This is a genomic window from Gordonia oryzae, from assembly GCF_003797185.1.
Taxonomy (GTDB): Bacteria; Actinomycetota; Actinomycetes; order Mycobacteriales; family Mycobacteriaceae; genus Gordonia; species Gordonia oryzae.
In genome coordinates this window covers 49,824-76,090 of record NZ_RKMH01000013.1, presented here as the reverse complement: position 1 = coordinate 76,090, position 26,267 = coordinate 49,824, and the positions used below count along the sequence as shown (strand labels likewise).

The following is a 26,267-nucleotide window of genomic DNA, read 5'->3' as shown; positions in this document are numbered from 1 at the left end:
CGGGACCGCCCTACCGGTGAGCGCACCGTGACCATCGGGATTCCCGGATGGTTGCAATGGGTGTCGTATCTGGCCGGTGAGAAGTGGCCCCAGGGCGACGAGGACGCCATGTGGCGTATCGCCGACACCTGGCGCACCCACGCCGATCAATTGCGGGATCTGATTCCCGATCTCGACTCCGTCACCCAGGAGACGCTGTCGGTCATCGAGGGCGCCTCTGCGCAGGCGATCGCAGACGAGTTCACGAAGATGTTCTCCGGCGACTACGCCGTGGACAAACTGGCCGAGGGTATGGACGGTTTGGGAGATCTGGCCTCGACCACGGGAACCCAGATCCAGTACACCAAGCTCAACATCCTGGCCTCCCTGGGCATTGCGGCTATCCAGATTGCCATCGCGCTCGCCAACGCCTGGGAGACGTTCGGCGGGTCGCTGGCCGGGATCCCGATCATCGAGGCCATCACCCGCGCTGCGATCGCCGTCATGGAGCGCACGCTCCTCAAAGAGATCGTGGAGAAGATCGGCGAGACCGTTGCGGCGACCACGATCAAGAAGCTGGTCGAAACCACGGTAGGGCGTATCGCATTCGAGACCCTCAAGTGGACCGCCCTCGGGGCGGCACAAGAACTCGGTATTCAGGGCTATCAGATCTCGCAGGGCCACCGGTCGGGAATCGACGTGCGACAACTCGGCTCGGTGGTCGAGTCCTACGCACTCGGCGGTGCGATCGGTGGTGCCTCGAGTGTGGGGATGAGCAAGTTCGCCGACCGGGCGTTCGGGCAGGTCACCGAGAGCACCTCGAAGGGTGCCATCCTCGCTCGCGGCGGGGTGATCGGTTACGTCAGTGGTGCAGCGGGCAACAGTGGCGCGATGCTGTTGACCGGTGGTCATTTCAATGCCGCAGGCTTTTTCGGGTCGTCGCTGATGGGGGCGCTGCCCGGGAAATCCGAGGGTGCCGGACTCGCCGCGGATGGTGCCGGGCGCGAAACGATCACCGGTACGGTCGGCGGTTCTCCGACGCCCGGCGCCGCAGACGGACTGGGTGAGCACGGAACTGCCGGACACCCCGACGGCGCGATCGCCGACGCCACCACCACCGAGGCGACAGCGGGGCAGGGTGCCCCGGTGGTCGCCGACACCTCGCATCCCGGCGGAGGCGACACTTCTGCAGGATCGACGGCGCCGCAGGCAAACACACCTGTCGACGGATTCTCCCCACCCGCCGACAGAGTTGCTGGCTCAGCCGATCGCTCTCACGACGGCTCGGGAAGTGTTGGGCTGCAACCGGAGCCGAGTGTCGTGGCCGATGTCGGGGGAGCACCCGTCGGCGGCGCGCACCCGGAGTCGGCGTCACCCTCGACGGCTGCCGATGCGCCCGCGACGACCGCGGCCACCGCAGCGGGACCCTCGGCAGCGGCCTCGGCGACGGGTAGTCCCGTTGCCGCAGCGGGACATTCGGCGACACCGACGACGGGCACGAGTTCGTCGACGGGCGCCGCAACCGCGGCCACGGCCGGTATCAGGCCGACGGTCTCTGCGATCGCCCAGCACCCCGCCGCGTCGGGTGCGTCGGTGACCGCGCGACCCGAAGGCGCGGGTACACCAAGGATATTGACCGCGGCCACTGCGGTGCGCGCAGACGCCGCGGCACCGGTCGGGGGAGCCGAGCGCAACGGTGCGGAGCGCGGTGTCACCGAGCGGGCTTTGGTGAGCACCGCGGACGCGCCCCGGTCGGCTGGGCCCGCCGGAGTATCGCGGCCTGCCGCCGACGCCGGATCGTTGGGTCGTTCCGCCGGCGGCCGCGAGGGCGAGTCCGGTGAGCGTGGCGGACCGCCGCCGGCCCAGCGTCCCACGACCGACGCCTCCCGATCCGGGGATTCGGCGCGCACGGCTGAACCCGCGCGCGCAACGGATTCGAGCCCTGCCGGTCGAGAGGGCGGGTCCACCCGCGCGGCAGACGGGGATGCTCACACGCGAGAGTCCGCAACGCATCAGCACGGTGGCGGGGACGAGCCGCGGCGGTTCACCGCACACGATGGCGGCGACGAGCAGATTGGCGGGCGTCACGGTCGCGAGCCCGCCGACCCCGAGGTCTCCCACGTGCCGGATTCGGCAGCCGACATTGCCTCGGCACAAGCCGCGCGAGTGGTGACCGCACGGTTCGGCGATCTGCCGGTCCGGATGGAAATCGTTGCCGTTGAGGGACTTTCGCATGACGCTGCGCACCTGCCGCATCTGATCGACCGTGACGGTACCGGTCACATCGCGTCGGAGCCTCCGGCGGAGAGCTCGCGCCCGGTGCGTACCGAGGGTGACGGCGACGGGGACGTGGTGCCCGATCGCGACCCCGATGATGCGGCACAGCCGCCCACGTCGCACGACGGCGGCCGCACAGAGAAGACCGAAGAACTCGCCACCACGCGCAGGGTGGCTGATGACGCGGCTACCCAGCGGATGGAACGGGAGTCGCGTGAGGCCCCTGCGCGGGTGCTGAAGAGCTTCGATGACGCGGCGCAGAAGGTGATGTCGTCAATGACGACGCGCGCGGAGGGGCTGCCGGCCGGCGTCGGCGGTGACGTGCACCCGGCGCCGGACGCGGTCACGATGCTGGCGGTGTCGGGGTCGTTGTTGGGTGCGGTGTCGGTGAAGGCGGCCTTTCACGGCGCGGCGCGGCTGACCGATGCGGTGCGAGCACGTCTGGGAGGCGCACGCACCGAACATCCTGCTGTCGCTCACGATCCCGAACCGAATGCACCCGAGGGCATTCGGCCCGACGGGATCGATGACGCCGCGGAGGTCGGCGTCATCGACGCCGCTACCGGGGTGTCGGACCGGGTGGCGCTGTCATCGTCGATGACGCGGGAAGAAGCCGACCGCGCTCTCGGGGTTCTGGACCAATCCAATGTGTCCGGTCAGCAATGCGGCGACCAGGCGATCGCGGTGCGTGATGGGTTGCTCTCGGGCGAGGCGGTGGCACCGGAAAACCGAGGCACTGACTTCGCGGGGCTCAGTACCTCCGAGTTGGCAGATCGGTTGGGGGTGGACGGATTCGACCGCGCATCGGTCGATTCGGTCGCCGGTTCGCTACACGGCTTGGGCGAGCACGCATCGGCCACAGTGGTGGGGCGCACGGAGGCCGGTGGCGATCTGCATGCGGTGACCGTGGCACGTCTCGACGGCGAGCACGTGGTCTTCGATCCCTCGGCGCCCGCCGGTGAGCGGGTGATGAGCTTGGCCGACGGACTGGGTCATTTCACGGAATTCGGCGCCGCCTACCACGACGGTCGTGCGCCCGTCGGAACCGCTGATGCGCGACTGACGCATCCGAGAGCCGAGTTGGGCGGCCGCAAGGTATTCGGCGATCACGAGTTGGTCGGGACCAGGCGCGGGGGGCCGCGGCAGGGCGAATTCCGGGACGAGCGCACTGAACACGATGAACGCACTGAACACGACGACGGCGAGCGGAGTGGGGCTCGTCGGGCAGGAGACGACGGCGGCGGGTCGGGCACGAGGCGAGCACCAGCGGATGAGGCCGGCGCCGACCGCAACGATCATGCGGGGCGTTCTCGCGAGCGCGATGTGGCAGGCCTGCCACTCTCGCCGGAGAGGCTCGTGCGTGATGGCGAGTCGGACATACCGACGGAGCGTGTGGACGGAGATCGATCTGCGGAGAATGCGCGGGCGGGAGATGTAGACGGTCCGCACCGCGATACCGGTCAGCCTCGCGCGCCTGGTCAGTCTCGTGACGGAGAGCACGACCCGCGCACGGAGCAACTGGACTCGGATGATGCGCCGGGCATAGGAAAGATAGATCCCAGGGAGCCGATCGACGGTCTGGAACACTCGGGTAAGTCGATGGTCGAGAAAGTTGCCGATCGTCGGTATTTGGAGAAGTACTACCATCGGACCCGCCACGGCGGGAGGCTGCGGTGGGATCGGAACATCAAGGGGGCGTTGGATGCGGACGGTGATCGGATTCCGTTGCTTGATGAGCATGGTGAGATTCAGACGGAGAATGTTGTTGACGTTCGGCGGGCCGCTTACGGGGCCTATGACGAGAGTGTGACCTATGGGTCTCACCGGGTGGCGGATGAGTTGCGTCGTTTGCGGGATTGGGCGCGGGCTCAATTGAAGCACGTGCTGAACAAGCTGGATGCGACAGATGCTGAGCGAAAGAGCGCCTACCGGTTGATGACAGACGCCGGCGAAAGAGCGGGTCTTCATGCGACGGCGGAAGCAATCCCACATCGATACCGCGCCAGTCAGTTCGAGGTCGAGACCTTGCTGCCTCTCAGTTCCCGGGGCGCCGGGGGTTTCGATGGAGTGTTCAGGGTCACCCCGCGGGAAGGTGTGAGGAACAAGGAAGGAATCACCGGCCCGATCCTGGTGGTGGTGGAGGCAAAGGGAGCGCACGCAGCGCTGGGAAGTAGGCGCGGGTTGGATGGCCTGCATTATCAGCAGGGGCGAAGGGAGTATCTGGAGGCGGTAGCTACCGCTATGCGTGATAGCAAAGACATAGCGGTTGTACGGCTTGGCCGCCAAATCGAAATCGCTCTATTGGGGAGCTCGATACGCTACGAATTGGTGCAGGCGACAGTAGACAGGGGCGGATCGTATTCGGGTTACAGGCACCGTGAATTCAAATTGGAATACCTAGCCTGAAATAGTTGTCGGATCGAGCGAAGGAGATTTTGGCTGATGGTGAATATCGTGGATATTGAGCGGTGGCATGAGTGGATTCCCGAAGATCATGTGGAGCGGCGCTGGAATGAGGCGCGAGAGGATGTTGAGGACCTGTTGGGTCTTGGGCTTCCGTGGAATAGTGATCGTATTCATTATCTTCAGGTCTACTTGCTTGATTTGTGTGTGTGGTCGTTGGTGGGTTCGGGTGGGGTGGTGGGTGAGGAGGTGTGGTCTGCGTTGGATGCGGCGTGTGAGGTTGCTCGGGTGCAGTTTGTGCGGGCGTCGTTGCCGGAGGGTGAGCACTGGTTGTCGTTTGAGGTGTTGGGGCGGTCGTTGACGACGAAGTCGTCGGGTCCCAATCCACGGACGATGGCGCCGCATTGGTTGGGGGCGTTGTGGTTGGGGTTGGTGGCTCGGGATCGGGGGTTGTTGGATGCGTTGCGGGATTTCAAACCGGAGTGGCGGGAGGCTTCGAGGGAGGAGGGGGTGTGGTTTGATCCGTATCAGGAGCAGTGGGCGCGGGCGTGGCAGATGTTGTTGCGGGGTGAGCGGGGTGAGCCGGTGGCGCGCCAGGTGGTGGAGGTGATGCGGTTGACGGATCCGGGGTTGGCGCCGTACGCGGGTGCGGAGAGTGTGTTGCAGCGGGTGTTTCCGGCGGTGCGGTTGTTGTGGGATGTGGTGTCGGGGAGTCGGAGTGAGTTTCCGGGGGATGTGCGGGTGGCGTTGGAGGCGAATAAGGAGTATTTCACGCGGCCGGTGGAGAATCGGGTGCGTATGCGTGAGGGGTTTGTGCCGTGGCAGATTGTGGGGCCGGTGTGTGCGGCGGTGGATTCGGATTTTGAGGTGGGGGTAGCGTCGCAGTATTTGCCGGCGGCGTTTCTGTATGACCGGCGTGACCGGCTGCGGTAGCGAGATGGCCCTGTACATCGGGTAGATGGATCACTGCGGGTCCCACCTGGGGTGCTTGGCCGGTTAGATTGGAGAGCTGTGACGGGGATAGGGGAGCTTCGGCAGACAGTGGTGGTCGCGGCCGCGCCGCGGACCATACGAGTATCGGTGTTCGGCGGACGTACCCAACTCGATATCGAACTACCGATTGATGTTCCCGTTGTTAACATCGTCCCTGAACTCGCCGAGCTGATCGCCTCGCGGGATGTCAGGCGTGAGGATGATCCCCACGGGATTCCCAACAAGCGGGACCGATGGGTGCTGACGCGGCTCGCGAGTGGTCGTGAGGTGCGCGGAGACCAGACCCTGGCCATGGCAGGGTCGCAAGACGGCGACCAGTTCAGTCTGAGTGCCGAACGAGCGCTGACCCCGCCCGAACTGTTCGATGACGTCGTCGATGCGGTGGCCCGACTTAATCGGGAGGGATACCCGGCGTGGAGTTCCCGCGCCGCCCGCGTGATGGCATTTGTCGGGTTGGCAATGGCCGTTGCGGTGTGTGACCTGCTCTTGCTCGGCGACTTCGGCTTGTCCCGGCGCACCGCGCTCGCCTATCAGACTGTCGGCGTGATCGTGGCCCTCGTGCTCGGCGCCGTCGTCGCGCGCAGGTACTACGCCGAGCCGCCGATCGCCGCCGCACTGGGATGGGCGGCCCTGCCACTGGTATTCGGGGTGGCATGGGTGGGCGTCGCGCACCTGCCCGTCGGCGTGAACGCCTGGGCGCCGGCCATCGTGTGCGCCGTCATGGTTCTCGCCGCGATAGGTGCGCAGGTCATCGTCCGCGCCGGACACGTCGGATTCGTCGGGGTGGCGGTCGGGTTCACCGTCTGCGCGGCGGTGGCCGTGGCGCACGCGGCTTTCCACTGGACCGACCAGCTGTCGGGTACCGTACTGGCCACTTGCGGTCTGTTTCTCGCGGTGGGAGCCGACCCACTCATCATGAGCCGTCGTCGGCTCCGCTCACGCACCAATCGTCGCGAATCCTCCCGCGACGCGCAGGCAGCCGCCGCCGAGCTGTTCACCAACCCGTTCGACCGTGCCGAGCGCCGCGAGCGGCAGCGCCGGACGGTGGCCGGTGCCCGCGCACAGGTCCCATCTGCCCAGGCGGTGGCCGAATCCGTGGAGCGTGCCCGCGCCACGCGGTCAGCGGTCTATCTGGCAGCCGCGGCAACCGTGATCGCCGGTACGGCGATCACGGCCCTCGACACCGATCCCACACAGTGGGCGGTCATCGCGTTCAACTCCGTCGTCGCGGCCGCGATGATGCTGCGCAGCGCACGCAAGCTGCCGTTCGTGCCGTCGGCGTCACTGCTGTTCGGTGGTGTCGCGATTCTGGTGATCACCGCCGTGGCGCTCCGGACGGCGCCGTCGGCGATGTATTCGGTCGCCGCTCTCGCCCTCCTCGCACTGGTGGTCGTCGGAGTGGGCATCGCGGTGTTCGCCACCGGCCTTAGGTCGCCAGGGTGGGCGAGACTCGCCGACCACCTGGACTACCTCGCCCTCGCGGCGGTCCTCCCCGTGCTGGCGTGGACAGCAGGCCTGTACGCCCAGGTCGTGGGGGGATGACACTCCCGATCAGGGTGCGACGCACGATTGTCGCTATCGCCCATCTGGCCACGGTGCTGGTATTGGTACTCATCGGCACTGGGCCCGCCGCAGCCCTGACCCCACCGCTGATCGCTGCGGGCGGTGCGCCGAGCGGTCCGGTGGGGCCCACCGACAAGACCAAACAGCAACAGCAGTGCGCCACACCGGTACTCGCCGTGGGCACCGATCTTTCCCAGGTCGACCCGACAGGCTTCGCCGTGAACTATCGAGCTGCCTGGACATACAGCACGGGGGCCGGGCAAACGGTCGCGGTCATCGACACCGGTGTGCATCGGCAACCCCGGCTCCGCAAGGTGATCGGTGGTGGCGATTACGTCGGCAGCGGAGACGGACTCACCGACTGCGACTCACACGGCACGCTGGTCGCGGGGCTCATCGCCGCGCGTCCCTCTACCGCCGACAGCTTCAGTGGCATCGCCCCCGACGCGACGATCCTGTCGATCCGGCAGAACAGCGACTCCTACCAGGTCGACGGCAACAACGGCGACGGCAGCGATGCCGTCTCCTCCGGATACGGCAACACCACCACGTTGGCATATGCGATCACCCGTGCGGTGTCCCTGGGCGCCACGGTCATCAATATCTCTGCCGCAGCCTGCGGCACAACGGGATCCCCGGTCGACGACGCTCTACTCGGCCGCGCCGTGCGCGCCGCTTACCAACGCAACGTGGTGGTGGTGGCAGCCGCAGGCAACGCCGACAAGGATCGCTGCCCTCAGAATCCCGGCGTCGACCCGAACGTACCCCGCGCCACCGAATGGTCGAGGATGACCACCTACGCCAGTCCCGCGTGGTTCTCCGACTACGTGCTGTCGGTGGGAAATGTGACCGCCGATGACGAGCCGGCGTCGTCCTCACTGACCGGTCCGTGGGTCTCGGTCGCCGCCCCCGGCGACAACGTCGTCTCATTGAGCAGCACCGGCTCCGGGCTGGTTAACCGGCAGGTCATCAAGGGCGCCCAATCATCGTTCAACGGAACGAGCTTCGCCGCCGCAGTGGTGTCCGGGGTGGTCGCCCTCGTCCGCGCCGAGCACCCCACCATGTCTGCCGGTGAGGTGATCGAACTGATCAAGCGCACCGCTCACACAGGTGGACGGGGGCCCGACATGGCGACCGGGTACGGTCTGGTCGACCCGATTGCCGCCGTCGACCCCGACCAGCCTCGCGCGTCGAACCTTGTGCTGCAGAAGCAGATCGCCGGGCCGGTACCGCCCGACCAGGCCGCCACCCGGACACGCGATATCGCGCTCGTCGTCGGCGGGGTCAGTGTCTTCCTCATCGCTGCCGCGTGGGCGTTGTTCACACCGCTGCGGCGCACGCGCGACGAGAAGACCGCCTACCGCGATATCGACGAGCACTGACCGTAGGCACCCCACCGCGCACCGAATGCTGCGGCGAGATGTGGCCGGTCTAGCGTGGCTCGCCGGTGGCGAGCTTCCGATCGCCCGCGCGCATCAGCGCGCTCCCGTCACCGCCACCGACCGCACCGATGGCGACGCGTCCGGCGCGGATGGCGGCATCGAGATCGACGCCGGTCTCGATGCCGCAGTCGCGCAACAGATAGACGAGATCCTCGGTGGCGATATTGCCGCTCGCACCGGGTGCAAAGGGGCATCCGCCGAGTCCGCCGACCGAGGCATCGAGCCGCGTGATGCCGGCCTGTACGGCGGCGTAAGCACTCGCCAACCCGGTACCCCGCGTGTTGTGGAAGTGTGCGCCCAGCGGTAGATCACCGATCAACGGGAACACCTGTGCGGCAAGATCAGTCACCCGTCTCGGGGTCGTCGTGCCGATGGTGTCGGCGATACTGATGCGGTCGGCGCCCGCCGCCACCGCGTGGGTGACGATCGCGGTGACCCGCTCCGGTGGCGTCGGGCCGTCGAACGGGCAGTCCCAGGCGGTCGCAATGATCACCTCGAGTGTGGCTCCCGCGTCGTGGGCGATACCAACGATATCGTCGATCAGTGCTGTCGACGCGTCGGTGTTGCGTCCGACATTGGCCCGGCTGTGTGAATCAGAGGCCGAGACAACATATTCCAGATTGCTCACACCGGAGTCGAGCGCACGACGGGTGCCGTTGACCGAGGCGACCAACGCCGAGAACCGCACGTCGGGAAAATCGCCGAGTTGCGTGCAGAGCTCGGCGGCATCGGCGAGTGCGGGTACCTTGCTGGGCGAGACGAACGCGGTCACCTCGACCTCGGTCACCCCGGTGGCGCAGATGGATTGCAACAGTTCCACTTTGGCGTCGAGTGAGATCGGCTCCTCGATTTGCAATCCGTCTCGCATGGCGACGTCGCGGAGGGTGACGTCCATCAGATCACGCCTTGTTCGTGGAGTTCGTCGATCTCGGAGTCCGTCAATCCCAACAGATCGGCGAACACCGCGTGGTTGTCGTGACCGGGCACCGGTGGCCCGGCATTGCGGATTCGACCAGGGGTGTCGCCGAAGCGGGGCACCACACCGGGGCCGTGGACCACCCGGCCCACGCGGGCGTCGTAATGCTCGGCAATCATCCCGCGCGCCTGCAGATGAGGGTCGGCGACGACCTGTTCGATCGTGTTCACCGGCCCGACCACGACTCCCGCCGCCGAGAGCACCTCGGTGAGCTTGTCGGCCCCGTGCTGCGCCGACCACTCGCCGATGAGGGCGTCGAGCTCATCCTGATTGCGTCCGCGGGCAGCGTGGTCGGCGAAACGCGGGTCGGTGGCGAGTTCGGGCTGTCCCATCGCCTCGCACAGCCGGGCGAACACCGAATCCTGGTTGGCGGCGATGATCACGTGGGTTCCGTCGGCGGTCGGATACAGATTCGATGGGGCAATGCCGTCGAGACGGGTGCCCGATGGCCCCCGCACGATGCCGCCCATGTCGTAGTCGGCCATCGTCGACTCCTGCACCGCCACACATGATTCCAGCAGTGAGGTGTCGACGACCTGCCCTTTGCCGGTGACGGTCCGGCGGTAGAGGGCTGCGAGTGCACCCTGCGCGGCGTACATTCCGGCGAGGGTGTCGCCCAGCGACAGCGACAGTCTCGGCGGGAGTTGGCCGGGGTAGCCGTTGATGTGGCGCAGCCCGCTGGCGGCCTCGGCGACCGAGGCATATCCCGCGCGCGCCGCGTCGGGCCCGGTCTGGCCGTACCCCGACACCCGCACCACGACCAGTCCCGCGTTGTGCTGCCACAGCACCTCGGGCCCGATCCCGAGTCGTTCGAGAGTTCCGGGCCGAAAATTCTCGACGACGATGTCGGCGCGCTGGGCCAATCGCAGGAACAAACCGCGTCCGCGGTCGTCGCGCAGATCGAGGGTGATCGCCCGCTTGTTGCGGGCATGCACCGTCCAGTAGAAGCGCTGGCCCTCGACCTCGGCCTGCCCCCAGGTGCGGATCGGGTCCGGCCGATCGGGTGGCTCGATCTTGATGACCTCGGCGCCCATGTCGCCGAGCAGGCGAGCGGCATGGGGGCCCGCGATCAGGGTGCCCAGTTCGAGCACGGTGATGCCCTCGAGTGGTCCCTTCGGTTCCGTGTCCGGGGTGATGGTCGGCGGGGAGTCGGGGTCGTCCATACCACCAGTGTGTAACCAGTCGCGGTCCAGAAGCAATCCCGGTCGAGTCGATCACAGGCCTTTGACGTGCCGTGATGCCCCGAAAATCGCAAAAAACTGAAAATGAACCCAGAATTGGATTTCCGTGTCACACTGGCATGACGCGCCCCCATGGGTGGCGTGAGTGTCGGGAGCGGACGAGGACCCGGATCGGGTCGGCGGGGACACCGGAGTGGCGATGCGTGTGAGCGAGCGGGGCCGAGTGACGGGCATGTGGGGCTCGTCGGTGTCGACCCTCGGGCGTCTGCTCGATCTCTTCGCGACCTCGGTGGGGTTCGGTGTCGCAGATGTGGTTCGGGGCCGGTTCCCGGTGCGAGAGGCCTACCGGCAGATGGTGTTCTTCGCTGGGGTCGCCGCGATCCCCGCCGCGTTGGTGGCGATCCCGTTCGGAGTGATCATCTCGGTGCAGGTGGGCAGCCTGACCTCCCAGATCGGCGCGTCCTCGATGGCCGGTGCGGCCGGTGCGCTCGGGGTGCTGCGACAGGGTGCCCCCATCGCCACCGCGCTGCTTCTGGGCGGTGCCGTCGGCTCGGCCGTTGCCGCCGACCTGGGTTCGCGGACGGTTCGTGAGGAGATCGACGCACTGCGCACCATGGGTATCGACCCGGCGCGGAGGGTGATCGCCCCGCGCCTTGCGGCTGCGGCCGTGATTGCACCCCTGATCTGTGTGGAGATCGTCTTCGTCGGTGTGGCCACCGGATATTTCGTCAACGTCGCGTTCCAGGGCGGTGCGGCCGGCAGCTATCTCGGGTCGTTCGGCGAGTTCGCGGGGCTCGTCGATCTGTGGGCGGCGCTGGGCAAGGCCGAGATCTTCGGTCTGGTCGTCGTTGCCATCGCCTGTCAGCGTGGGATGGAGGCGCGCGGCGGTCCGCGTGGGGTCGCCGACGCGGTCAACGCTGCCGTAGTACTCAGCGTGGTCGCCAGCTTTGTGCTGAATCTCCTTGCTACCCAGATGCTGTCGATGTTCGTGCAGACGAAGGTCGGGTGATTGCCCATGCTGGGACTCGAGGTGTACCTCGCCGCGCACCCGAGGGTGCGTCGGGTTGGCGCGATCGCCGGCGCGCCGGCGCGACTGCTGGCGCAGCTCGGCCATCAGTTGCGCTTCACCGCACAGGTGCTCGGTGCCACGCCGCACGCGCTGCGCCACTACCGTCGCCAGACGGTGGCCGTCCTCGGCGACATGATGTGGGGCAACGGCACAGTCATCGTCGGTGGTGGGACCGTCGCGGTGCTGGTCGTCCTCGGGGCGTCGGTGGGTGGCTCCATCGGGGTCGAGGCCTTCGGTTCACTGGACATGTTCGGCATGGGTCCGCTCACCGGCTTTCTCTCCGCGTATGCCACCACCCGCGAGATCGCACCCATCGTCGTGGCGATCGGGTTTGCCGCGCAGGCCGGTTGCCGGATGACCGCCGAGATCGGGTCGATGCGGATCGCCGAAGAGATCGACGCACTCGAAGCGCAAGCCGTGCAACCGATCCCGTTTGTGGTCAGCACACGTGCCATCGCCGGGGTCATCACCATCATCCCGTTGTTCCTGATCACCCTGATCCTGGCCTACCTCACCTGTGCGCTGGTGGTCACCGGCATGCACGGTCAATCTAGCGGCACTTACGACCACTACTTCACTGCCTTCCTGCGTCCGGTGGATGTCACCTACGCGCTGATCAAGGCGGTGGTGTTCATCGTCGCCGTTGTCCTCGTCCACGGATATCAGGGCTACTACGCCCGCGGCGGACCCGAAGGGGTCGGGACCGCCACCGGACGCGCCATCAAATTCAGCTTCATCCTCATCGTGGTGCTGGACATGATCCTGACCCTCGTGTTCTGGGGCTCCGATGTCGGATTCAGGTTCTCCGGATGATCGGACCACCGATTGACGTGTCTGGGCGTGGTCCGTCCACCGGTGTGCTGACCCGGTGGGGCCTTGCGGCGATCGCGGTGCTCGCCGCCATCGCCCTTCCCGTGACCCTCTACGCGCGCGGAGTCTTTGACGACACCGTCGAAGTGACCGTGACCTCCGATCGCATCTCCGAAGGACTTTCGGTAGGAGCCGACGTCAAATACCAGGGATTGCTCGTCGGGCACGTCGAGTCGATCACCATCGACGATCAGGGGCATCAGCGGATGCGCCTGGCCGTCGACGCCACCCAGGCCGACCACATCGGCGGCCATCTCACCGCGACATTCGTGCCGTCGAACATCTTCGGTGTGACCGGGATCGAATTGACCCCCAGTGCACCGGGGTCGGCACTACGCAACGGTCAAATCATTGCGGCGCAGGTTGATTCGTCGGACGTCTCGGCGGTGAGCGTCTTGCGTGACATCGGATCGATCAGCTCCACCCTCACCGGCTCCGAGGTCACCGCGATGATCAACCGACTCGACGAGGTCGTGACCCAGATTTCGCCGCTGATGCGGTCGGGCTTCGATTTGTTCGCACTCGCGCATCAGCACCAACAGATGCCGTTCGCCCAGATGCTGCGTATCGCCGACGACACTCTGCGCGGTGCGGCTGGGTTGTCGGACCCCTTCGTCAATCTCTTCACGACCCTGGTGGAGAAGACCGCGATGTATGCCGACCCGCAGGAGACGGCCAAGGTCACCGGTGCGCTGACCGGTCTCGTGCAGACCTTCATCACCCTGGGCCAGGTGGTCGGCGCCGATCCGGGTGACTTGGCCACCGTTCTCGACGCCTCACTCACTCTCGGGGCCCCGCTCGGCTACACCCTGTCCACCGTGCCCGCAGCAGCCGATGATGCACACGAGCTGATCGGCCGGCTCGACAAGATGCTGCCGCGCGTGGACGGCACCGTGCGGTTGCGCCTGGGGCTCACGCTGGAGTCGTTGCCCGCGATCACCTCGGCCTTGCCGCCCGCAGGTGCCGTCCGTACCGGGGGTGGCGGCCGATGAACCAGGTGCGACCCACGGCCACTGCGGGTTTCGTCGTGTTCGTCGTCGCCATGTTGCTCGCCGGGTGGGTGATCGTCCAGGCGCTCGATCCCTCGGTGCCCGGCGCCGGGCGGACGTTCACCGCCCGCTTCACCGACGTGTCGGGATTGACCGTCGGCAACGACGTCCGTGAACTCGGTGTACGGGTGGGCAAGGTCGAATCCATCTCTTTGCTCGACGACTCCGGCGACCAGGCCCAGGCGCAGGTGCGCTTCACCGTGAACACCACCACCACGGTCTACGACGACACCCAGATCGCCATCCGCTACCAAAATCTCGTCGGACAGCGGTACCTGGACCTGCAGACCCCCACAGGTGACGACACTGTTCCGAAACACGAGCTCGCCGCGACCGCGGTCATCCCGGCCTCGCGGACGATCGGTTCGTTCGACATCACCGAGATGTTCAACGGGCTCCGGCCGTTGTTCGGCACGCTGCAACCCGACCAACTCAATTCGCTGATGAACAACATTCTGGCGGTGATCGAGGGCCGCGGCCCCGACGTGCGCTCGGTGCTAAACGAGCTGCGTCAGCTCGCCGATGTCGTCTCCGATCGTTCGACACTCATCGCGACCGTCATCACCCAATTAGGCCGTGTCGCCGGTGAGATCAGGTACAAGTCGCCGCAACTGAACGATCTCATCTCCCGGATGGGAGACGCCTTCGGGGTGCTTGCGGCGTCGGCAGACAAGACCCAGGAGTCGATGCGATTGGCAGCGCGCAGTCTCGGGCCCGTACGGCAACTCCTCGAGAGCCTCGATGAGAGTTACTACGGCAACTACGCCACCGTCGATCACCTCTTGCGCACCTGGGTGCCCGGTGTCACCACCGCGACCGCCGCTCTGGGACGGCTGCCCGCGCTGATCGACGCTCTCGACGCCACGGCGCACGCCGCGGGTCAGGGTGGCTATCAGTGCGGCTCGGGACAGGCGATCCCCACGCCGCTGACGCGGGTTCTGCTCGCAGGTGTCCCGGTGGTGGTGTGCCGATGACCCGCCGACGCGACGAAGCATCGATGCGGCGCAGGCAATTCCGGCTGGGCATGCTCGGTCTCGGGGTGGCGGTCGCGCTCGCCGCAGTGTGCGGGGTCATCTACCTCGACCCGTTCGGCCACCGCGATGTCCTCGTGGCCTTGAGCACCAGCGGCGGCCTGCGAGCCGGTGATGAGGTCCGCGTCGCGGGAGTGCCGGTTGGTGAGGTGTCGGCGATCGTCCTGCATCCCGATCGCGTCGAGGTCACCTTGCGCGTGGATTCCGATGTCGCACTGGGTGATCAGACCTCGGCCGATGTCCGGCTGACCACAGCCATCGGGGGTCATTATGTCGCGTTGGCACCGGCCGGTCGGGCAACGCTGGGCCACAACGTCATCCCGATGCAACGTACGTCGGTGCCGTACACGCTCAGCGACGTTCTCGCCGATTCCGGGGCGGTCGTGTCGAAGGTGAACGGACAGACCATCGCCGATACGCTGCGCAAGGTCGATGCCGCGCTGGCCGGACAACCCGACGCGATCCGGCAGATCATCGCCGATACCGAACAGCTGACCACCGCGGTCGGGGCGCGGTCCGACGACCTCGACGCCGCGGTAGCCCTGAGCGACGAGTACATTTCCGGACTCAACAGCGGGCGCGCCGATCTGGTGGAACTGTTGCGTCTGATCGGCTACGTCGGGGCCAAGGCCTATCAGGTCAAGGCCGAAGGGGTGGAGACCGTGCGGTCGATCGGCGCGTTGTTCGCCTTCATCGCCAAGCCGGTCGATGCCTTCACCGGAACCATCGAGCCACCGTTCCGGCAGGTTCTTGACGTGCTCGACACTCTGCGCGCCCAGCCCGCCCGCATCGACGACCTCCTCGGAAAGTTGACCGCGATCGTCGATCACATCGGAGATGCCATGGGCGTCAACAACTCTTCGGGTCGGGTGGATCTGTCGTCAGTGGTCGTCGACGCACCTCACGTGCAGATCACCGCCGATCAGGTGACGGCCGCTGGGCTGTGCGTCCCTAGTCCGGATCGGCGGTGCTGAGATGTCTCGGTTACCGAAGAGATGGCGGCGGATCATCGCGGGGGTGCTCGCGATCGCGGTGATTGTCGGTGTGACGCTGGTCATCGTGGAACGGCGAGCCGGCCACGTGTCGGGGTGCGCGGACATGGCCGACGCCGTCGGCCTTTATCCGGGCAATGACGTCACGATGCGCGGGGTAAGGATCGGCTCCGTCACCGCGGTGTCCCCGCAGTCCGGGCATGTGGTCGTACGGTTCACCCTCGACGCGCCGGTCGACTTCCCGGCCGATGTGTCGGCGGTGACCACCTCGGATTCGATCGTGACCGACCGGCATCTGGAGATCCCGTCGGGTCGGACCACCGGCGCTACGTGGGACATGAGGCGATGTATCCCGTTGGCACGCACGCATACCCCGACCAGCGTCAGTGCCGCCTACGCCGCCTTCGACAAGCTCGCCTCCCAGGTCACCGCTGCCGCATCGGAGTCCGGCGAGCGCCGTGAACTGGTGCGCGACAGTATGAATCGCATCGATGCCACCTTGCGCGGCACCGGTGCGGATTTCAACGCGGCGATCGCCGGACTCGCCGCGGCACTCGGCGACCCGGGGCTACGGGATCAACAGTTGCGTTCGCTGCTGACCAACGTGGGGGAGCTGACCGAGTTCTTCGTTCAGCGCTGGCCGGATCTTCAACTCGGACTGACCAAACTCGGTGAATTCGCCGAGACCTTCGATGCCTGGTTCTCGGTGCTCAATCCGGCCGTCGTCCAGACCACCCAACTAACCCCGTCACTGTTGCGTCTCATCCGTACCTACTCGCCTCCGGTGTTCGCCGTCCTCGACGCTCTCATGCCGTTGCTCGATCGCGTCCCGATGGATCAGATCCTCGCCCTGCTGCGGCGGTTGCCCGTGGTGTCGACAGGAGTCCAACGCATCCTCGCCCGTGGCGCGGCAGTCGGTGGAATCGAGACGGCTCCGCCGGCGGTGCGGGTCACCGCGACGTCGAGCTCGGCGGTCTGCGCTGCGGTCAACGCGGTCATGGCACAGGCCTGCCGGCCGTCGCCCGGTGCCGCCGGACACGTCGACCTCGCGCTGGTCCAACTCGTACTCGCGTCCGCAGGGGGCCGGTGATGATCCGATCCCGATGGTGCGCAGTGTGGGCGGCAGTGCTGGCAAGTCTCACGGTCCTCGTGGGCGCGTGCGGGGTCGAGCCGACCGATCTGCCGTTACCCGGTACCCGTGTCGCCGGCGACAGCTACCCGCTGCACATCGAATTCGCCTCGGTACTGAACCTTCCCGCGCGCAGCAAGGTGGTCTACAACGGCTCACGTATCGGGGTGCTGCGCGGGGTGGGTCTGGCCGAACACGACGGTCGCCGGGTAGCGGTTGCGACCGTCGATCTTTCCGCCGGCGTCCGGCTACCCGTCGGCACGACCGCCGAGCTCGTACAGGCCACCCTGCTCGGCGACTTCTTCATCGCGCTGTCACCACCCGCCGGCACGACCACCGCGACCATCGCCGCCGGCCAGACGATCCCGCTGTCGCGAACCTCGGTGTCACCACAGGTCGAAGACCTTCTCGGAGGGGTGGCCGCACTTGCCAACGGAGGCACGATCGCCACGCTTCAACGCATCATCACCAACGCCAACAAGGCGTTTCCATCCGACACCACCGAACGTGACGTCGGCATCGAGGTGCTGCGCGCACTGATCGCGCGCAGTGCCGATCAGGAGGCCGATATCCGGTCGATGATCGATTCTATCGGGACGATCTCGCACACCCTCGACGCCAACCGGTCCCGATTGGCGTTCGCCTTTCAATTCGGGCCGCGACGGGTCAGCGGTGCGGTCTCGGCGTTCCTCGGACTGTCGAACGTCTTGAATGCTTTGGGGCCCAACGTCGTCCCCATCGGCAATCTGATCATCCCGCGCTATGCGACCCTGCAGGGCCTCATCGGGGTCGTCGACCCATTGGTCGCCACGGCCGTACGGCTCGATAGCCAGGCGCCCGCCGACATCCGCCGTCTCGATGACCTACTCGGCGATCGGCTCGTTGCCTGGGCACGTGACCCGTCGATCGACATCGTCGACGTCACCGAATCCGATGGCCGCGGAATCGGCGGGTCGGCGACCGACACCCGGACCGTCGCTGCGATTCTCCGGATGATTGGGGCTATGCGATGACTGCACGCCGCACGATCGGGAGCCTGGTGATGCTGGTGGTGGTGTCGATCGCACTCAGCGCCTATCTCGTCGTCGGTATCCTGCATCTGCACCCATTCACCCGATATGACACCGTGTCGCTTGACCTCACCGAATCCGGTGGCCTGCAGAATAATTCGTCAGTGCTCTATAACGGCATCCAGGTGGGTACGGTGACCGATCTGCGGACCGGACCCGACGGGTTGCGGGCCACCCTCCGGATCAGGCCCGGTGCGGATGTGCCGGCCGATGCGACGGTCAGCGTCGCGAATCTGTCCATGGTCGGCGAGCAGTACGTCGAATTCACCTCGACGACCGGATCGGGTCCGTACCTCACCGACGGTGCCGTGATCGCCAACGGCATCGATCCGGGCGTCTCGGTGGCCGACATGCTGACCTCCATGCACGGACTCACCAGTCAATTCGATCCGGCCACCCTCGAGGAGATCGCGCGGACCATCTCCGAGGGCTGGCAGGGCCGCGACGCCGACCTGGCGACCATCGGCCAATTCTCCTCGCTGACCGCCCGCACGATCGGCACCTACCGATCCGAGTTCTCCGGCCTGTTCGACCACGCACAGGAACTGTTGACGCGCCTCGACGGTGCCCGGATCGGCGCCGTGATGCGTGCCACCGCACCGAAGTTGGCGCACATGAACATTCCGTTCTCCACCTTGTGGAGCCTGCTGCCCGGACTCGCGCAGGCCACTGAGGGCGCCACCGGCTGGTACGACGTGATCATCCCATTCACTCAGAAGATCGGCGAGTACCTCGCCACGACCATGCCCGACGTCGCCGCGATCATGCGGGTGCTCCAGCCCACGCTGACCGCAGTCGCACCAGCCGGTCGGGTGAATCTGGCGACCCTGGTCGAGCAGGGTTTGCAGATCGTCGACGAGAACGGCGTCCTGCGACTGACCGTGGCGGACCCGCCTTGACGGCACCACCCAGTCCATCGGCCACCACCGAGCCGCATCGGCCGCGACAAGCCCGAGAATCGCCACCGCCCACCGACACGAACCGAGATGACATGAGTGAGACCGACATTGCCGAAACGGACACTGCCGAAACGGACACTGCCGAGCAGCAGAATGGTACGGCGCAGACCATCACAGCACCGGCCAACACGGCACCGGCCGACCCAGCACCCGATGGCAATACTCTGGCCGATTCCGAATCATCGGACGGGGCAACAGAATCAGATGAGAAGGTGACAGAAGCCGACCAGCCTCGGAGCCGTCGTGCGTTGCTGACGGCCCGGCTGCGGTCGCGGCCGTTGGTGGCGGCGATGATCGTCGCGGTGATCCTGGTGTTGGCGGTGATGACAGGCGTCTTCGGGTGGCAGGTGCATCAGCGTGGCGACGAGCTCGGTGCCTTGCGCGCGCAGTCGGCCGACGAGGCGCACGCACGACAACTCGCCTCCGACTATGCGGTGGCCGCCGCGCGGATCGACTACCGCAATTTCGACCCGTGGTTTGCGGCGTTGCGTTCACACGTCAACCAGCCGCTGGCACAGCAGTTCCAGACCAGCGAACCCGCGTTGCGTGATCTTCTGGGCCAACTGCAGTGGGTGTCGACCGGCACTCTCGTCGGCAGCGACATAGCCACCCATAACGATGGCACGTACCACGTTCAGGTCTTCCTCGACGTGACCACCAGTAACGTCCAATCACCGGACGGGGTGAAGACGACTGCGCTATACCCGATAACGGTGGACGGCAAGAACTGGCAGATCATCGACATCAGCGGTGGCATCTCGCCCCTGCCGGGCAAGTGACGGGCATCGAGGTGGGTGCCCGGGGAAAGGACGTGATGACAACTCCGCATTCGGCAGATACGGGACTTCTCCCCGATATCACCCGGCGGGACATCCTGTCGGGGCTGGCGTCTCTGCGCCCGGACCTAGGGGGAGTGCTGCGCTCGTTGCCGGGGCTGATTCCGCGTCCGCACAGTCGGCAGATGTCCATCGGAAAGCGGTTCGTCCAGTCCGTCGAGGCCTATCCCGACCGCGATTTCCTGCGGTTCGAGGGGCAGTCGATCACCTACCGTGCCGCCAACGCACACGCCAATCGGATCGCGGACTTCCTGAGTCGGCAGGGGATCTCACGCGGCGACGTCGTGGCCATCGAATCACGCAACCATCCCGACGTCGTGATCACCATGCTGGCAATCGTGAAACTCGGGGCTATCGCGGGAATGCTCAACTTCCACCAGCGTGGGGCGGTCCTCGAACACAGCCTGGGGCTCATCGGCGCGAAGGTCTTGATCTACCAACCCGATCTTGCCGAGGTACTCCAGTCCGTACCGGAGTCGGCGCTGCCCGAGGTGCTCCTCGACTTCGCCGAGTTGCACCGTGGTGCGGCGCGATGCTCCCCGCGCAATCCCGCAGTCACCGACTCGATCCCGATGTCGGACACCGCGTTCTACATCTTCACCTCCGGAACGACGGGATTTCCCAAGGCCAGCAAGATGAGTCACTACCGTTGGCTTGCGGCGATGTCGGGCATCGGCGGGATCGGCATCCGGTTGCGCGGCGACGATGTCATGTACACAGCGCTGCCCTTCTACCACAACAACGCACTGACGATCTCGGTGTCGTCTGTACTGGCCTCGGGTGCGTGCCTGGCGATCGGCCGACAGTTCTCCGCGTCGGGATTCATCGACGAGATCATCGAGAACGATGCGACGGCGTTCAGTTACATCGGCGAACTCTGCCGATACCTGCTCGCGCAACCGGAGCGGCCCACCGATCGCGCCCACCGATTGCGGGTGGCGGTGGGCAACGGCCTGCGCCCCGACATCTGGGATGCGTTCACCGAACGGTTCGGCATCGACCGCATCGTCGAACTGTATGCCGCGAGTGAGGCCAACATCGGCTTCATCAACGTCCTCGGCATCCCCAAGACGGCCGGTTGGTCGCCCCTGAAATATGCCATCGTCGAGTACGACGAGAACACCGGGCAACCGCTGCGAGGACCCGACGGCAAGGTCGTCAAGGTACCCCGGCATGGGACGGGCCTGCTCCTCGCCGAGATCAACCGGCGCGTCCCGTTCGACGGCTACACCGACCCGTCGGCATCGGAGAAGAAGGTCGTCACCGGCGCCTTCAAGGCCGACGACAGGTGGTTCAACAGTGGCGATGTGGTACGCGACCAGGGATTTTCGCACATCGGATTCGTCGACCGGATCGGCGACACGTTTCGGTGGAAGGGTGAGAATGTGGCGACCACCGAGGTCGAGGCCGTCCTCGACGCCCACCCGGCCGTCGAGGAGGCGGTGGTGTTCGGGGTGCAGGTGCCCGGGGTTGACGGCAAGGCGGGTATGGCCGCGATCAGCCTCACGCGCGGCGCCACGTTCGATCCGGTCGCCTTCGCCGAGCATGTCCGCTCCGGACTGCCCGGATACGCGGTGCCACTGTTCGTCCGGCTCACCGATCATCTCGAGCACACTTCGACCTTCAAGAACATGCGGACACAGTTGCGCACCGAGTCGTTCGGCGACACCGGTGACGATCCCGTGTACGTCCTCGACGGCGACGAATACGTCGCGTTCTACCACGAATTCGTCACCGCACTCGCCGGACCCCGCGCTGCCGTTTGACCGTCCGTCTGACTGTCGTGACTGGCGCGGACCGCGAGGATCGCAGTGGCCGTGAGCACGTCCAGACGCTCGACTGCCGGACCGATTGGCGCGCTGGGGTGCCCGATGGCCGGTGGCCACATCGCGCACGGATCATAGCCGCGCTCGGCGGCGCCCAACGCGACGGTGGACTCCTCCCCGTCCACGGGCAGGCGGACTGAGCGGGCTCGATCGGATCGGGCCGGGTGAGTTCAGTTCTGGGGCAAGCGTTCTGATCGGCGCGCCAATTCTTCGCGGACGAAGGCGAGCGCGGAGCCCTGCCACAGGCCCAGATGGTCGAGCATCGGATGGTGGCCCCCGGGCACCGACACAAAGGTGGCGTCGAGGCCACGGTCGCGCAACTCGGCGATGCCCTTGGCGGTCTTGCGGGCCAGGGTGATGGTGTCGGCGTCACCGTGGACGGCGACCACCCGGGCGTCGTCGTTGATCATCCGCCAGTCGGCGAACTGCCACCACGGGGCCAGCGCGAGCACTCCGGTGACTGCGGGGTCGGCGGCCAGTTGCGCCGCGACGCGTCCACCCATCGAGTGCCCGATGAGCACCACCGGGGTGTCGGGATGTGCACGACGGGCACGGGCCAATGCGGCCTGCGCATACGGCATTGGCGAGGCCTGCTCACCGTTCCAGCCGTAGACGCGGTAGCGCACCTGGCGGACGTCGACGGCCCGACCGAAGCGCGCCCGGATCGACCAGGTGAACGGATACATGCGCAGCGCCGAGGCCTGCCACGGTGAGAACGGACGGTAACTCGAATCGGTCCCACCGGGCAGGACGAGGACGACGAGCCGAGGATCGGCGCTGCGCACGGGCATCGAGAGTGCTCCTTGCTGGCGGACGTGCGGGTGGTTCACAGTAACTGTTCGGTTCGCATCGCCCTGCGGACCGCTCGATCGGTGGCAGAATTCGTCACATGGCACACCCTCGAGCCGGTACCCCGGCACTGCCCGAAGACCTCATCGACGTGGCCGCAGTGGAAAGGGCCTACTACGACCGCACTCCCGACCCCGATGATCCGGTGCAGCAGGTCGTGTTCGGCACGTCCGGTCACCGCGGATCGAGTCTGGACTCCTCGTTCAACGAGGCGCACATCCTTGCGACGACCCAGGCGATCGTCGAGTACCGGACAGGCGCCGGGATCGGTGGACCGTTGTTCATCGGATTCGACACGCATGCGCTGTCGATCCCGGCGTGGCGTACCGCACTCGAGGTCCTCGCCGCCAACGGCGTCACCACGCTCACCGCCGAGGGGGACTCCTTCACCCCGACGCCTGCGGTGAGTCGTGCGATCCTGCAGTTCAATGCCGAGAATCCGGGTGTGGAGTCCGACGGCATCGTCGTCACCCCGTCGCATAATCCGCCGCGTGATGGCGGGTTCAAGTACAACCCGCCATCGGGTGGACCGGCCGACACATCGATCACGTCGTGGGTGGCTGCGCGAGCCAACGAACTGCTACGCGCCAAGCTCGTCGGCGTCAAGCGGATTCCGTTCGAGCAGGCCCGGACCGGCGAGTTCGTCACCGACTATCCGTTCATGATGCGGTATTGCGACGGGCTGGCCGACGTAATCGACATGGCCGCGATCCGGTCTGCGGGCTTCCGCATCGGCGCCGACCCGCTCGGCGGTGCCTCGGTCGGATACTGGGCGGCTATCGGATTCCGCTACAACCTCGAGACGCTCACCGTGGTCAATCCGACTGTCGATCCGACGTTCTCGTTCATGACCCTCGACACCGACGGCAAGATCCGGATGGACTGCAGTTCGCCGAATGCCATGGCCTCGCTGATCGGTGCACGCGATCACTACGACATCGCCACCGGCAACGACGCCGACGCCGACCGGCACGGGATCGTGACCCCGGATGCAGGCCTGATGAACCCGAATCATTATCTGGCCGTGGTGATCGACTACCTGTTCACCCATCGGCCCGGATGGTCGGCACAGGCCGGGGTCGGCAAGACTCTGGTCTCCTCGTCGTTGATCGATCGGGTGGTCGGCGCCATCGGGCGACGTCTCGTCGAGGTGCCGGTCGGGTTCAAGTGGTTCGTCGACGGACTCCTCGACGGCTCGATCGCCTTCGGCGGCGAAGAGAGTGCGGGAGCGTCGTTCCTGACCTTCGACGGCAAGCCGTGGACCACCGACAAGGATGGGATCATCCTGGATCTGCTGGCCTCGGAGATCCTCGCGGTGACCGGCAAGACGCCCTCGCAGCGTTACCGTGAACTCGCCGACGCTTTCGGCGAATCCGCTTACGCGCGTATCGATGCGCCGGCGTCGCGGGAGCAGAAGGCGGTTCTGGCGAAGTTGTCGGCCGACCAGATCTCCGCGACCGAACTGGCCGGGGAGAAGATCACCGCGATCATGACCGAGGCACCCGGCAATGGTGCGGCGATCGGCGGACTGAAGGTCACCACCGAGAACGCATGGTTCGCCGCACGGCCGTCGGGCACCGAGGACGTCTACAAGATCTACGCCGAATCCTTCAAGGGGCCTGAGCATTTGGCCCAAGTCCAGGTGCAGGCACAAGGGGTGGTCGACGCGGCACTGGCGTGAGCGTGCCCCGATGAGAACGTTGGAGCCGTTGAGCGCACCCGTCGAGCCGATCGTCGCGTTGCAGCGGATCGCGTGGTTGCTCGAGCGGCAGCGGGAGAGCACCTATCGGGTGGAGGCGTTCCGCAAGGCGGCCCGGGCCGCGGCCCGACTCGACCCAGATGATCTCGAGAGTCGTTCGCGGGAAGGCACTCTGACGTTGATCACGGGTATCGGCAAGACCACCGCCACGGTCATCGCCGAGGCCCTCGACGGAGATCTGCCGGAGTATCTGGCGCGTCTGCAGTCGACGGAGTCGCCGTATCCGCCCGGCGCCGCCGCCGATCTCGTCGCCGCTGCGCGCGGGGACTGCCACGGCCACACCGACGCCAGCGACGGCGGTGCCCCGCTCACGGAGATGGCAGCGGCGGCAACCGCATTCGGACTCGAGTGGCTCGCGGTCACCGACCACTCGCCGAGGTTGACCGTGGCACACGGTCTCAGTGCAGAACGGCTCGCCGATCAGATCGATCAGATCGAGGCCTACAACCGCGGGGCGAACATGACCGGGAGGCGGCTGCCCGACACGCAGGTTCGATTGCTGGCGGGAATCGAGGTCGACATCCTCGACGACGGTGCACTCGATCAGACCGATGCGCTCCTCGACCGGCTCGACATCGTCACCGCCTCGGTGCATTCGGCCCTGCGGATGGAGCACGACGCCATGACGCGGCGATTGGTGGCAGCCGCGACCGACCCGCGGGTCGACGTGCCGGGACATTGCACCGGACGGCGCGTACTCACCGGCCGCGGACACCGGCCACCGTCGAGTTTCGACGCCCGGGAAGTGTTCGAGGCGTGCGCAACCCATCAGACCGCGGTCGAGATCAATTCCCGCCCCGAACGTGTCGACCCGCCCGACGAACTCGTGACCATGGCGATCGAGGCGGGCTGCCTGTTCGCGATCGACTCCGATGCGCACGCACCGGGGCAACTCGAATTCACGGTGCTCGGAGCGCAGCGTGCCCACGAGCACGGCATCGACCCGGATCGCATCATCACCACCTGGCCGGTGGACCGGTTGCTGGCGTGGGCCGGTCATCGGTGAGCGTGGGTGCGTCAGCGGGCGAGCCGTGCGCGCAGCCACGTGTCGACATCATCGACCGCCCGCCGGCCGATGGGTGTGTCATGCATCGTGAAACCATGCGGTGCAGCCGGATACAGCCGTAGATCGACGTCGTTTCCCGCGGCGATGAGCCGGGCGAGCATGGAGAGGTTGTCGGCCAGCACCACATCGTCCTCCCCGATGACGACGAGCACCGGCGGCAGGCCCCGTAGATCGCCGAAGATCGGTGAGATGTCGGCAACGGTGCGGTCGGTGACATGACCGACGTACGCCTCGATGAAGTACTCGTCGGCAATTGTTGCACCGGAGGGGGTGTGGGCACTGAGGTCGTAGCTTCCGGCCTCGAGGACCACGCCGTCAACCTCGGAAACCACGCCGGCATCGCGCAGGCGGAGAAGTGTCGTCATCGCCAACGTGGCGCCGGCCGACATGCCACCGAGGGTCAGGGCGGTGGTGCCGAATCGTTCGGTGCCCGTCGCGATCAGCCACGATGCCACCGCCGCACAGTCGTCGGGGGCTGCCGGCCACGGCGACTCGGGGGCGAGGCGGTAGTCGACGCCGATCACCACCGCGTCGAGGGCGTCGGCGCGGCGTGCGTTCTGCGCGTCGTGCCGGGCGGCGGAATCCATGTAGAACCCGCCACCGTGCAGGTGGAGGTGAATGCCCGTGGGGTGCCCGGAATCGGGCAGGAGAATGCGGATCGGGATTCGGTGGCCGTCGACCTCGATGATCTCGGAGCGGGCTCGGGTCGGTGCCTGCGGGTCGACGGCTCGCGCGGCCCTGACGGCGGCGAGCTCGGTCGCCGAGCGCGGTCCGACACCGCCGACCCGGGTGGCATAGAACGCGCGGGTGTCGGCGAGATCCGCCGCCGACACCGGTTGCCGCAGATCGGCCAGGCCCAGCTTCACCACGGTTCCGTCATCGTCACGGCACCCACGATAGCGATCGGGGTCGCCGGGTGCCGCGGACCCTGCGGGGGTAGCGTCGGTG

The 26,267-nt window shown here is 66.6% G+C and carries 20 protein-coding genes; 16 read left to right on the top strand and 4 right to left on the bottom strand.

The window, feature by feature from the left end; translation table 11 throughout:
- The first annotated feature begins 27 nt into the window (after positions 1 to 27).
- The 4 genes from EF294_RS16625 (at position 28) to mycP (ending at position 8,597) form a co-directional block, all read left to right on the top strand.
- Positions 28 to 4,662 (top strand): WXG100-like domain-containing protein, encoded by a 4,635-nt coding sequence (locus tag EF294_RS16625; RefSeq protein ID WP_246007913.1) that lies wholly within the window; start codon positions 28 to 30, stop codon positions 4,660 to 4,662.
- Between the two features lie 36 nt (positions 4,663 to 4,698).
- Entirely contained in the window at positions 4,699 to 5,592 is an 894-nt protein-coding gene (locus EF294_RS16620) for an immunity 49 family protein (protein ID WP_123932073.1), read from the top strand.
- A 78-nt stretch (positions 5,593 to 5,670) separates the two neighbouring features.
- Entirely contained in the window at positions 5,671 to 7,194 is a 1,524-nt protein-coding gene (eccD, locus tag EF294_RS16615; RefSeq protein WP_246007912.1) for a type VII secretion integral membrane protein EccD, read from the top strand.
- Positions 7,191 to 8,597 (top strand): type VII secretion-associated serine protease mycosin, encoded by a 1,407-nt coding sequence (gene mycP / locus EF294_RS16610; RefSeq protein WP_123932071.1) that lies wholly within the window; start codon positions 7,191 to 7,193, stop codon positions 8,595 to 8,597. The genes eccD and mycP overlap by 4 nt, the downstream gene beginning before the upstream one ends.
- Before the next feature lie 49 nt (positions 8,598 to 8,646).
- On the opposite strand, the gene EF294_RS16605 is transcribed toward mycP, so the two are convergent.
- Together EF294_RS16605 and EF294_RS16600 are read right to left on the bottom strand one after the other, a co-directional pair.
- Entirely contained in the window at positions 8,647 to 9,552 is a 906-nt protein-coding gene (locus tag EF294_RS16605) for a hydroxymethylglutaryl-CoA lyase (RefSeq protein WP_123932070.1), read from the bottom strand.
- Entirely contained in the window at positions 9,552 to 10,796 is a 1,245-nt protein-coding gene (locus EF294_RS16600) for a CaiB/BaiF CoA transferase family protein (protein WP_123932068.1), read from the bottom strand. The genes EF294_RS16605 and EF294_RS16600 overlap by 1 nt, the downstream gene beginning before the upstream one ends.
- Positions 10,797 to 10,959: 163 nt before the next feature.
- Between EF294_RS16600 and EF294_RS16595 the strand changes: the two genes are divergently transcribed.
- The 10 genes from EF294_RS16595 to EF294_RS16550 all read left to right on the top strand — a co-directional run bounded on the left by EF294_RS16595 (position 10,960) and on the right by EF294_RS16550 (position 21,585).
- The gene (locus EF294_RS16595) at positions 10,960 to 11,823 is read left to right on the top strand and encodes an ABC transporter permease (protein ID WP_123932066.1); all 864 of its coding nucleotides are present in this window, start codon (positions 10,960 to 10,962) and stop codon (positions 11,821 to 11,823) included.
- Positions 11,824 to 11,829: 6 nt separating this feature from the next.
- The gene (locus EF294_RS16590; protein WP_123932064.1) at positions 11,830 to 12,696 is read left to right on the top strand and encodes an MlaE family ABC transporter permease; all 867 of its coding nucleotides are present in this window, start codon (positions 11,830 to 11,832) and stop codon (positions 12,694 to 12,696) included.
- The gene (locus EF294_RS16585; RefSeq protein ID WP_123932062.1) at positions 12,693 to 13,745 is read left to right on the top strand and encodes an MlaD family protein; all 1,053 of its coding nucleotides are present in this window, start codon (positions 12,693 to 12,695) and stop codon (positions 13,743 to 13,745) included. Before EF294_RS16590 ends, EF294_RS16585 begins: the two co-directional genes overlap by 4 nt.
- A complete protein-coding gene (locus tag EF294_RS16580; protein ID WP_123932060.1) occupies positions 13,742 to 14,776 on the top strand; it encodes an MlaD family protein in 1,035 nt (344 codons plus the stop codon). The genes EF294_RS16585 and EF294_RS16580 overlap by 4 nt, the downstream gene beginning before the upstream one ends.
- A complete protein-coding gene (locus EF294_RS16575; protein WP_123932058.1) occupies positions 14,773 to 15,807 on the top strand; it encodes an MlaD family protein in 1,035 nt (344 codons plus the stop codon). Before EF294_RS16580 ends, EF294_RS16575 begins: the two co-directional genes overlap by 4 nt.
- Before the next feature lies 1 nt (position 15,808).
- A complete protein-coding gene (locus tag EF294_RS16570; RefSeq protein ID WP_123932056.1) occupies positions 15,809 to 16,915 on the top strand; it encodes an MlaD family protein in 1,107 nt (368 codons plus the stop codon).
- A gap of 35 nt (positions 16,916 to 16,950) precedes the next feature.
- Entirely contained in the window at positions 16,951 to 17,967 is a 1,017-nt protein-coding gene (locus tag EF294_RS16565; RefSeq protein WP_246007911.1) for an MlaD family protein, read from the top strand.
- Positions 17,964 to 18,923, top strand: a complete 960-nt coding sequence (locus EF294_RS16560; RefSeq protein WP_123932052.1) for an MlaD family protein — start codon at positions 17,964 to 17,966, stop codon at positions 18,921 to 18,923. Before EF294_RS16565 ends, EF294_RS16560 begins: the two co-directional genes overlap by 4 nt.
- A gap of 272 nt (positions 18,924 to 19,195) precedes the next feature.
- Positions 19,196 to 19,762 carry a hypothetical protein gene (locus tag EF294_RS16555; RefSeq protein WP_246007910.1) on the top strand — a complete coding sequence of 189 codons (567 nt, stop codon included), beginning with the start codon at positions 19,196 to 19,198 and terminating at the stop codon, positions 19,760 to 19,762.
- 35 nt (positions 19,763 to 19,797) lie between these two features.
- Positions 19,798 to 21,585, top strand: coding sequence for a long-chain-acyl-CoA synthetase (locus EF294_RS16550; protein WP_123932050.1), 1,788 nt, complete (start codon positions 19,798 to 19,800; stop codon positions 21,583 to 21,585).
- Between the two features lie 230 nt (positions 21,586 to 21,815).
- Here the strand turns inward: EF294_RS16550 and EF294_RS16545 are convergent, their stop codons facing one another.
- Entirely contained in the window at positions 21,816 to 22,436 is a 621-nt protein-coding gene (locus EF294_RS16545; protein WP_123932048.1) for an alpha/beta hydrolase, read from the bottom strand.
- A 98-nt stretch (positions 22,437 to 22,534) separates the two neighbouring features.
- Between EF294_RS16545 and pgm the strand changes: the two genes are divergently transcribed.
- Both pgm and EF294_RS16535 read left to right on the top strand, forming a co-directional pair.
- Positions 22,535 to 24,175: a phosphoglucomutase (alpha-D-glucose-1,6-bisphosphate-dependent) gene (gene pgm, locus EF294_RS16540; protein WP_123932046.1), complete on the top strand. Its 1,641-nt coding sequence runs from the start codon at positions 22,535 to 22,537 to the stop codon at positions 24,173 to 24,175.
- 10 nt (positions 24,176 to 24,185) lie between these two features.
- Positions 24,186 to 25,259 carry a PHP domain-containing protein gene (locus tag EF294_RS16535; RefSeq protein WP_185091128.1) on the top strand — a complete coding sequence of 358 codons (1,074 nt, stop codon included), beginning with the start codon at positions 24,186 to 24,188 and terminating at the stop codon, positions 25,257 to 25,259.
- 11 nt (positions 25,260 to 25,270) lie between these two features.
- Here the strand turns inward: EF294_RS16535 and EF294_RS16530 are convergent, their stop codons facing one another.
- Complete coding sequence (locus EF294_RS16530) at positions 25,271 to 26,185, bottom strand: alpha/beta hydrolase (RefSeq protein WP_123932044.1); 915 nt, start codon at positions 26,183 to 26,185, stop codon at positions 25,271 to 25,273.
- Positions 26,186 to 26,267 lie beyond the last annotated feature (82 nt).

Coding starts and splice junctions, on each gene's coding strand:
- EF294_RS16620 (WP_123932073.1), top strand. CDS start 4,699: ATGGTGAATATCGTGGATATTGAGCGGTGGCATGAGTGGATTCCCGAA.
- mycP (WP_123932071.1), top strand. CDS start 7,191: ATGACACTCCCGATCAGGGTGCGACGCACGATTGTCGCTATCGCCCAT.
- EF294_RS16605 (WP_123932070.1), bottom strand. CDS start 9,552: ATGGACGTCACCCTCCGCGACGTCGCCATGCGAGACGGATTGCAAATC.
- EF294_RS16600 (WP_123932068.1), bottom strand. CDS start 10,796: ATGGACGACCCCGACTCCCCGCCGACCATCACCCCGGACACGGAACCG.
- EF294_RS16590 (WP_123932064.1), top strand. CDS start 11,830: ATGCTGGGACTCGAGGTGTACCTCGCCGCGCACCCGAGGGTGCGTCGG.
- EF294_RS16585 (WP_123932062.1), top strand. CDS start 12,693: ATGATCGGACCACCGATTGACGTGTCTGGGCGTGGTCCGTCCACCGGT.
- EF294_RS16580 (WP_123932060.1), top strand. CDS start 13,742: ATGAACCAGGTGCGACCCACGGCCACTGCGGGTTTCGTCGTGTTCGTC.
- EF294_RS16575 (WP_123932058.1), top strand. CDS start 14,773: ATGACCCGCCGACGCGACGAAGCATCGATGCGGCGCAGGCAATTCCGG.
- EF294_RS16570 (WP_123932056.1), top strand. CDS start 15,809: ATGTCTCGGTTACCGAAGAGATGGCGGCGGATCATCGCGGGGGTGCTC.
- EF294_RS16560 (WP_123932052.1), top strand. CDS start 17,964: ATGACTGCACGCCGCACGATCGGGAGCCTGGTGATGCTGGTGGTGGTG.
- EF294_RS16550 (WP_123932050.1), top strand. CDS start 19,798: ATGACAACTCCGCATTCGGCAGATACGGGACTTCTCCCCGATATCACC.
- EF294_RS16545 (WP_123932048.1), bottom strand. CDS start 22,436: ATGCCCGTGCGCAGCGCCGATCCTCGGCTCGTCGTCCTCGTCCTGCCC.
- pgm (WP_123932046.1), top strand. CDS start 22,535: ATGGCACACCCTCGAGCCGGTACCCCGGCACTGCCCGAAGACCTCATC.
- EF294_RS16535 (WP_185091128.1), top strand. CDS start 24,186: ATGAGAACGTTGGAGCCGTTGAGCGCACCCGTCGAGCCGATCGTCGCG.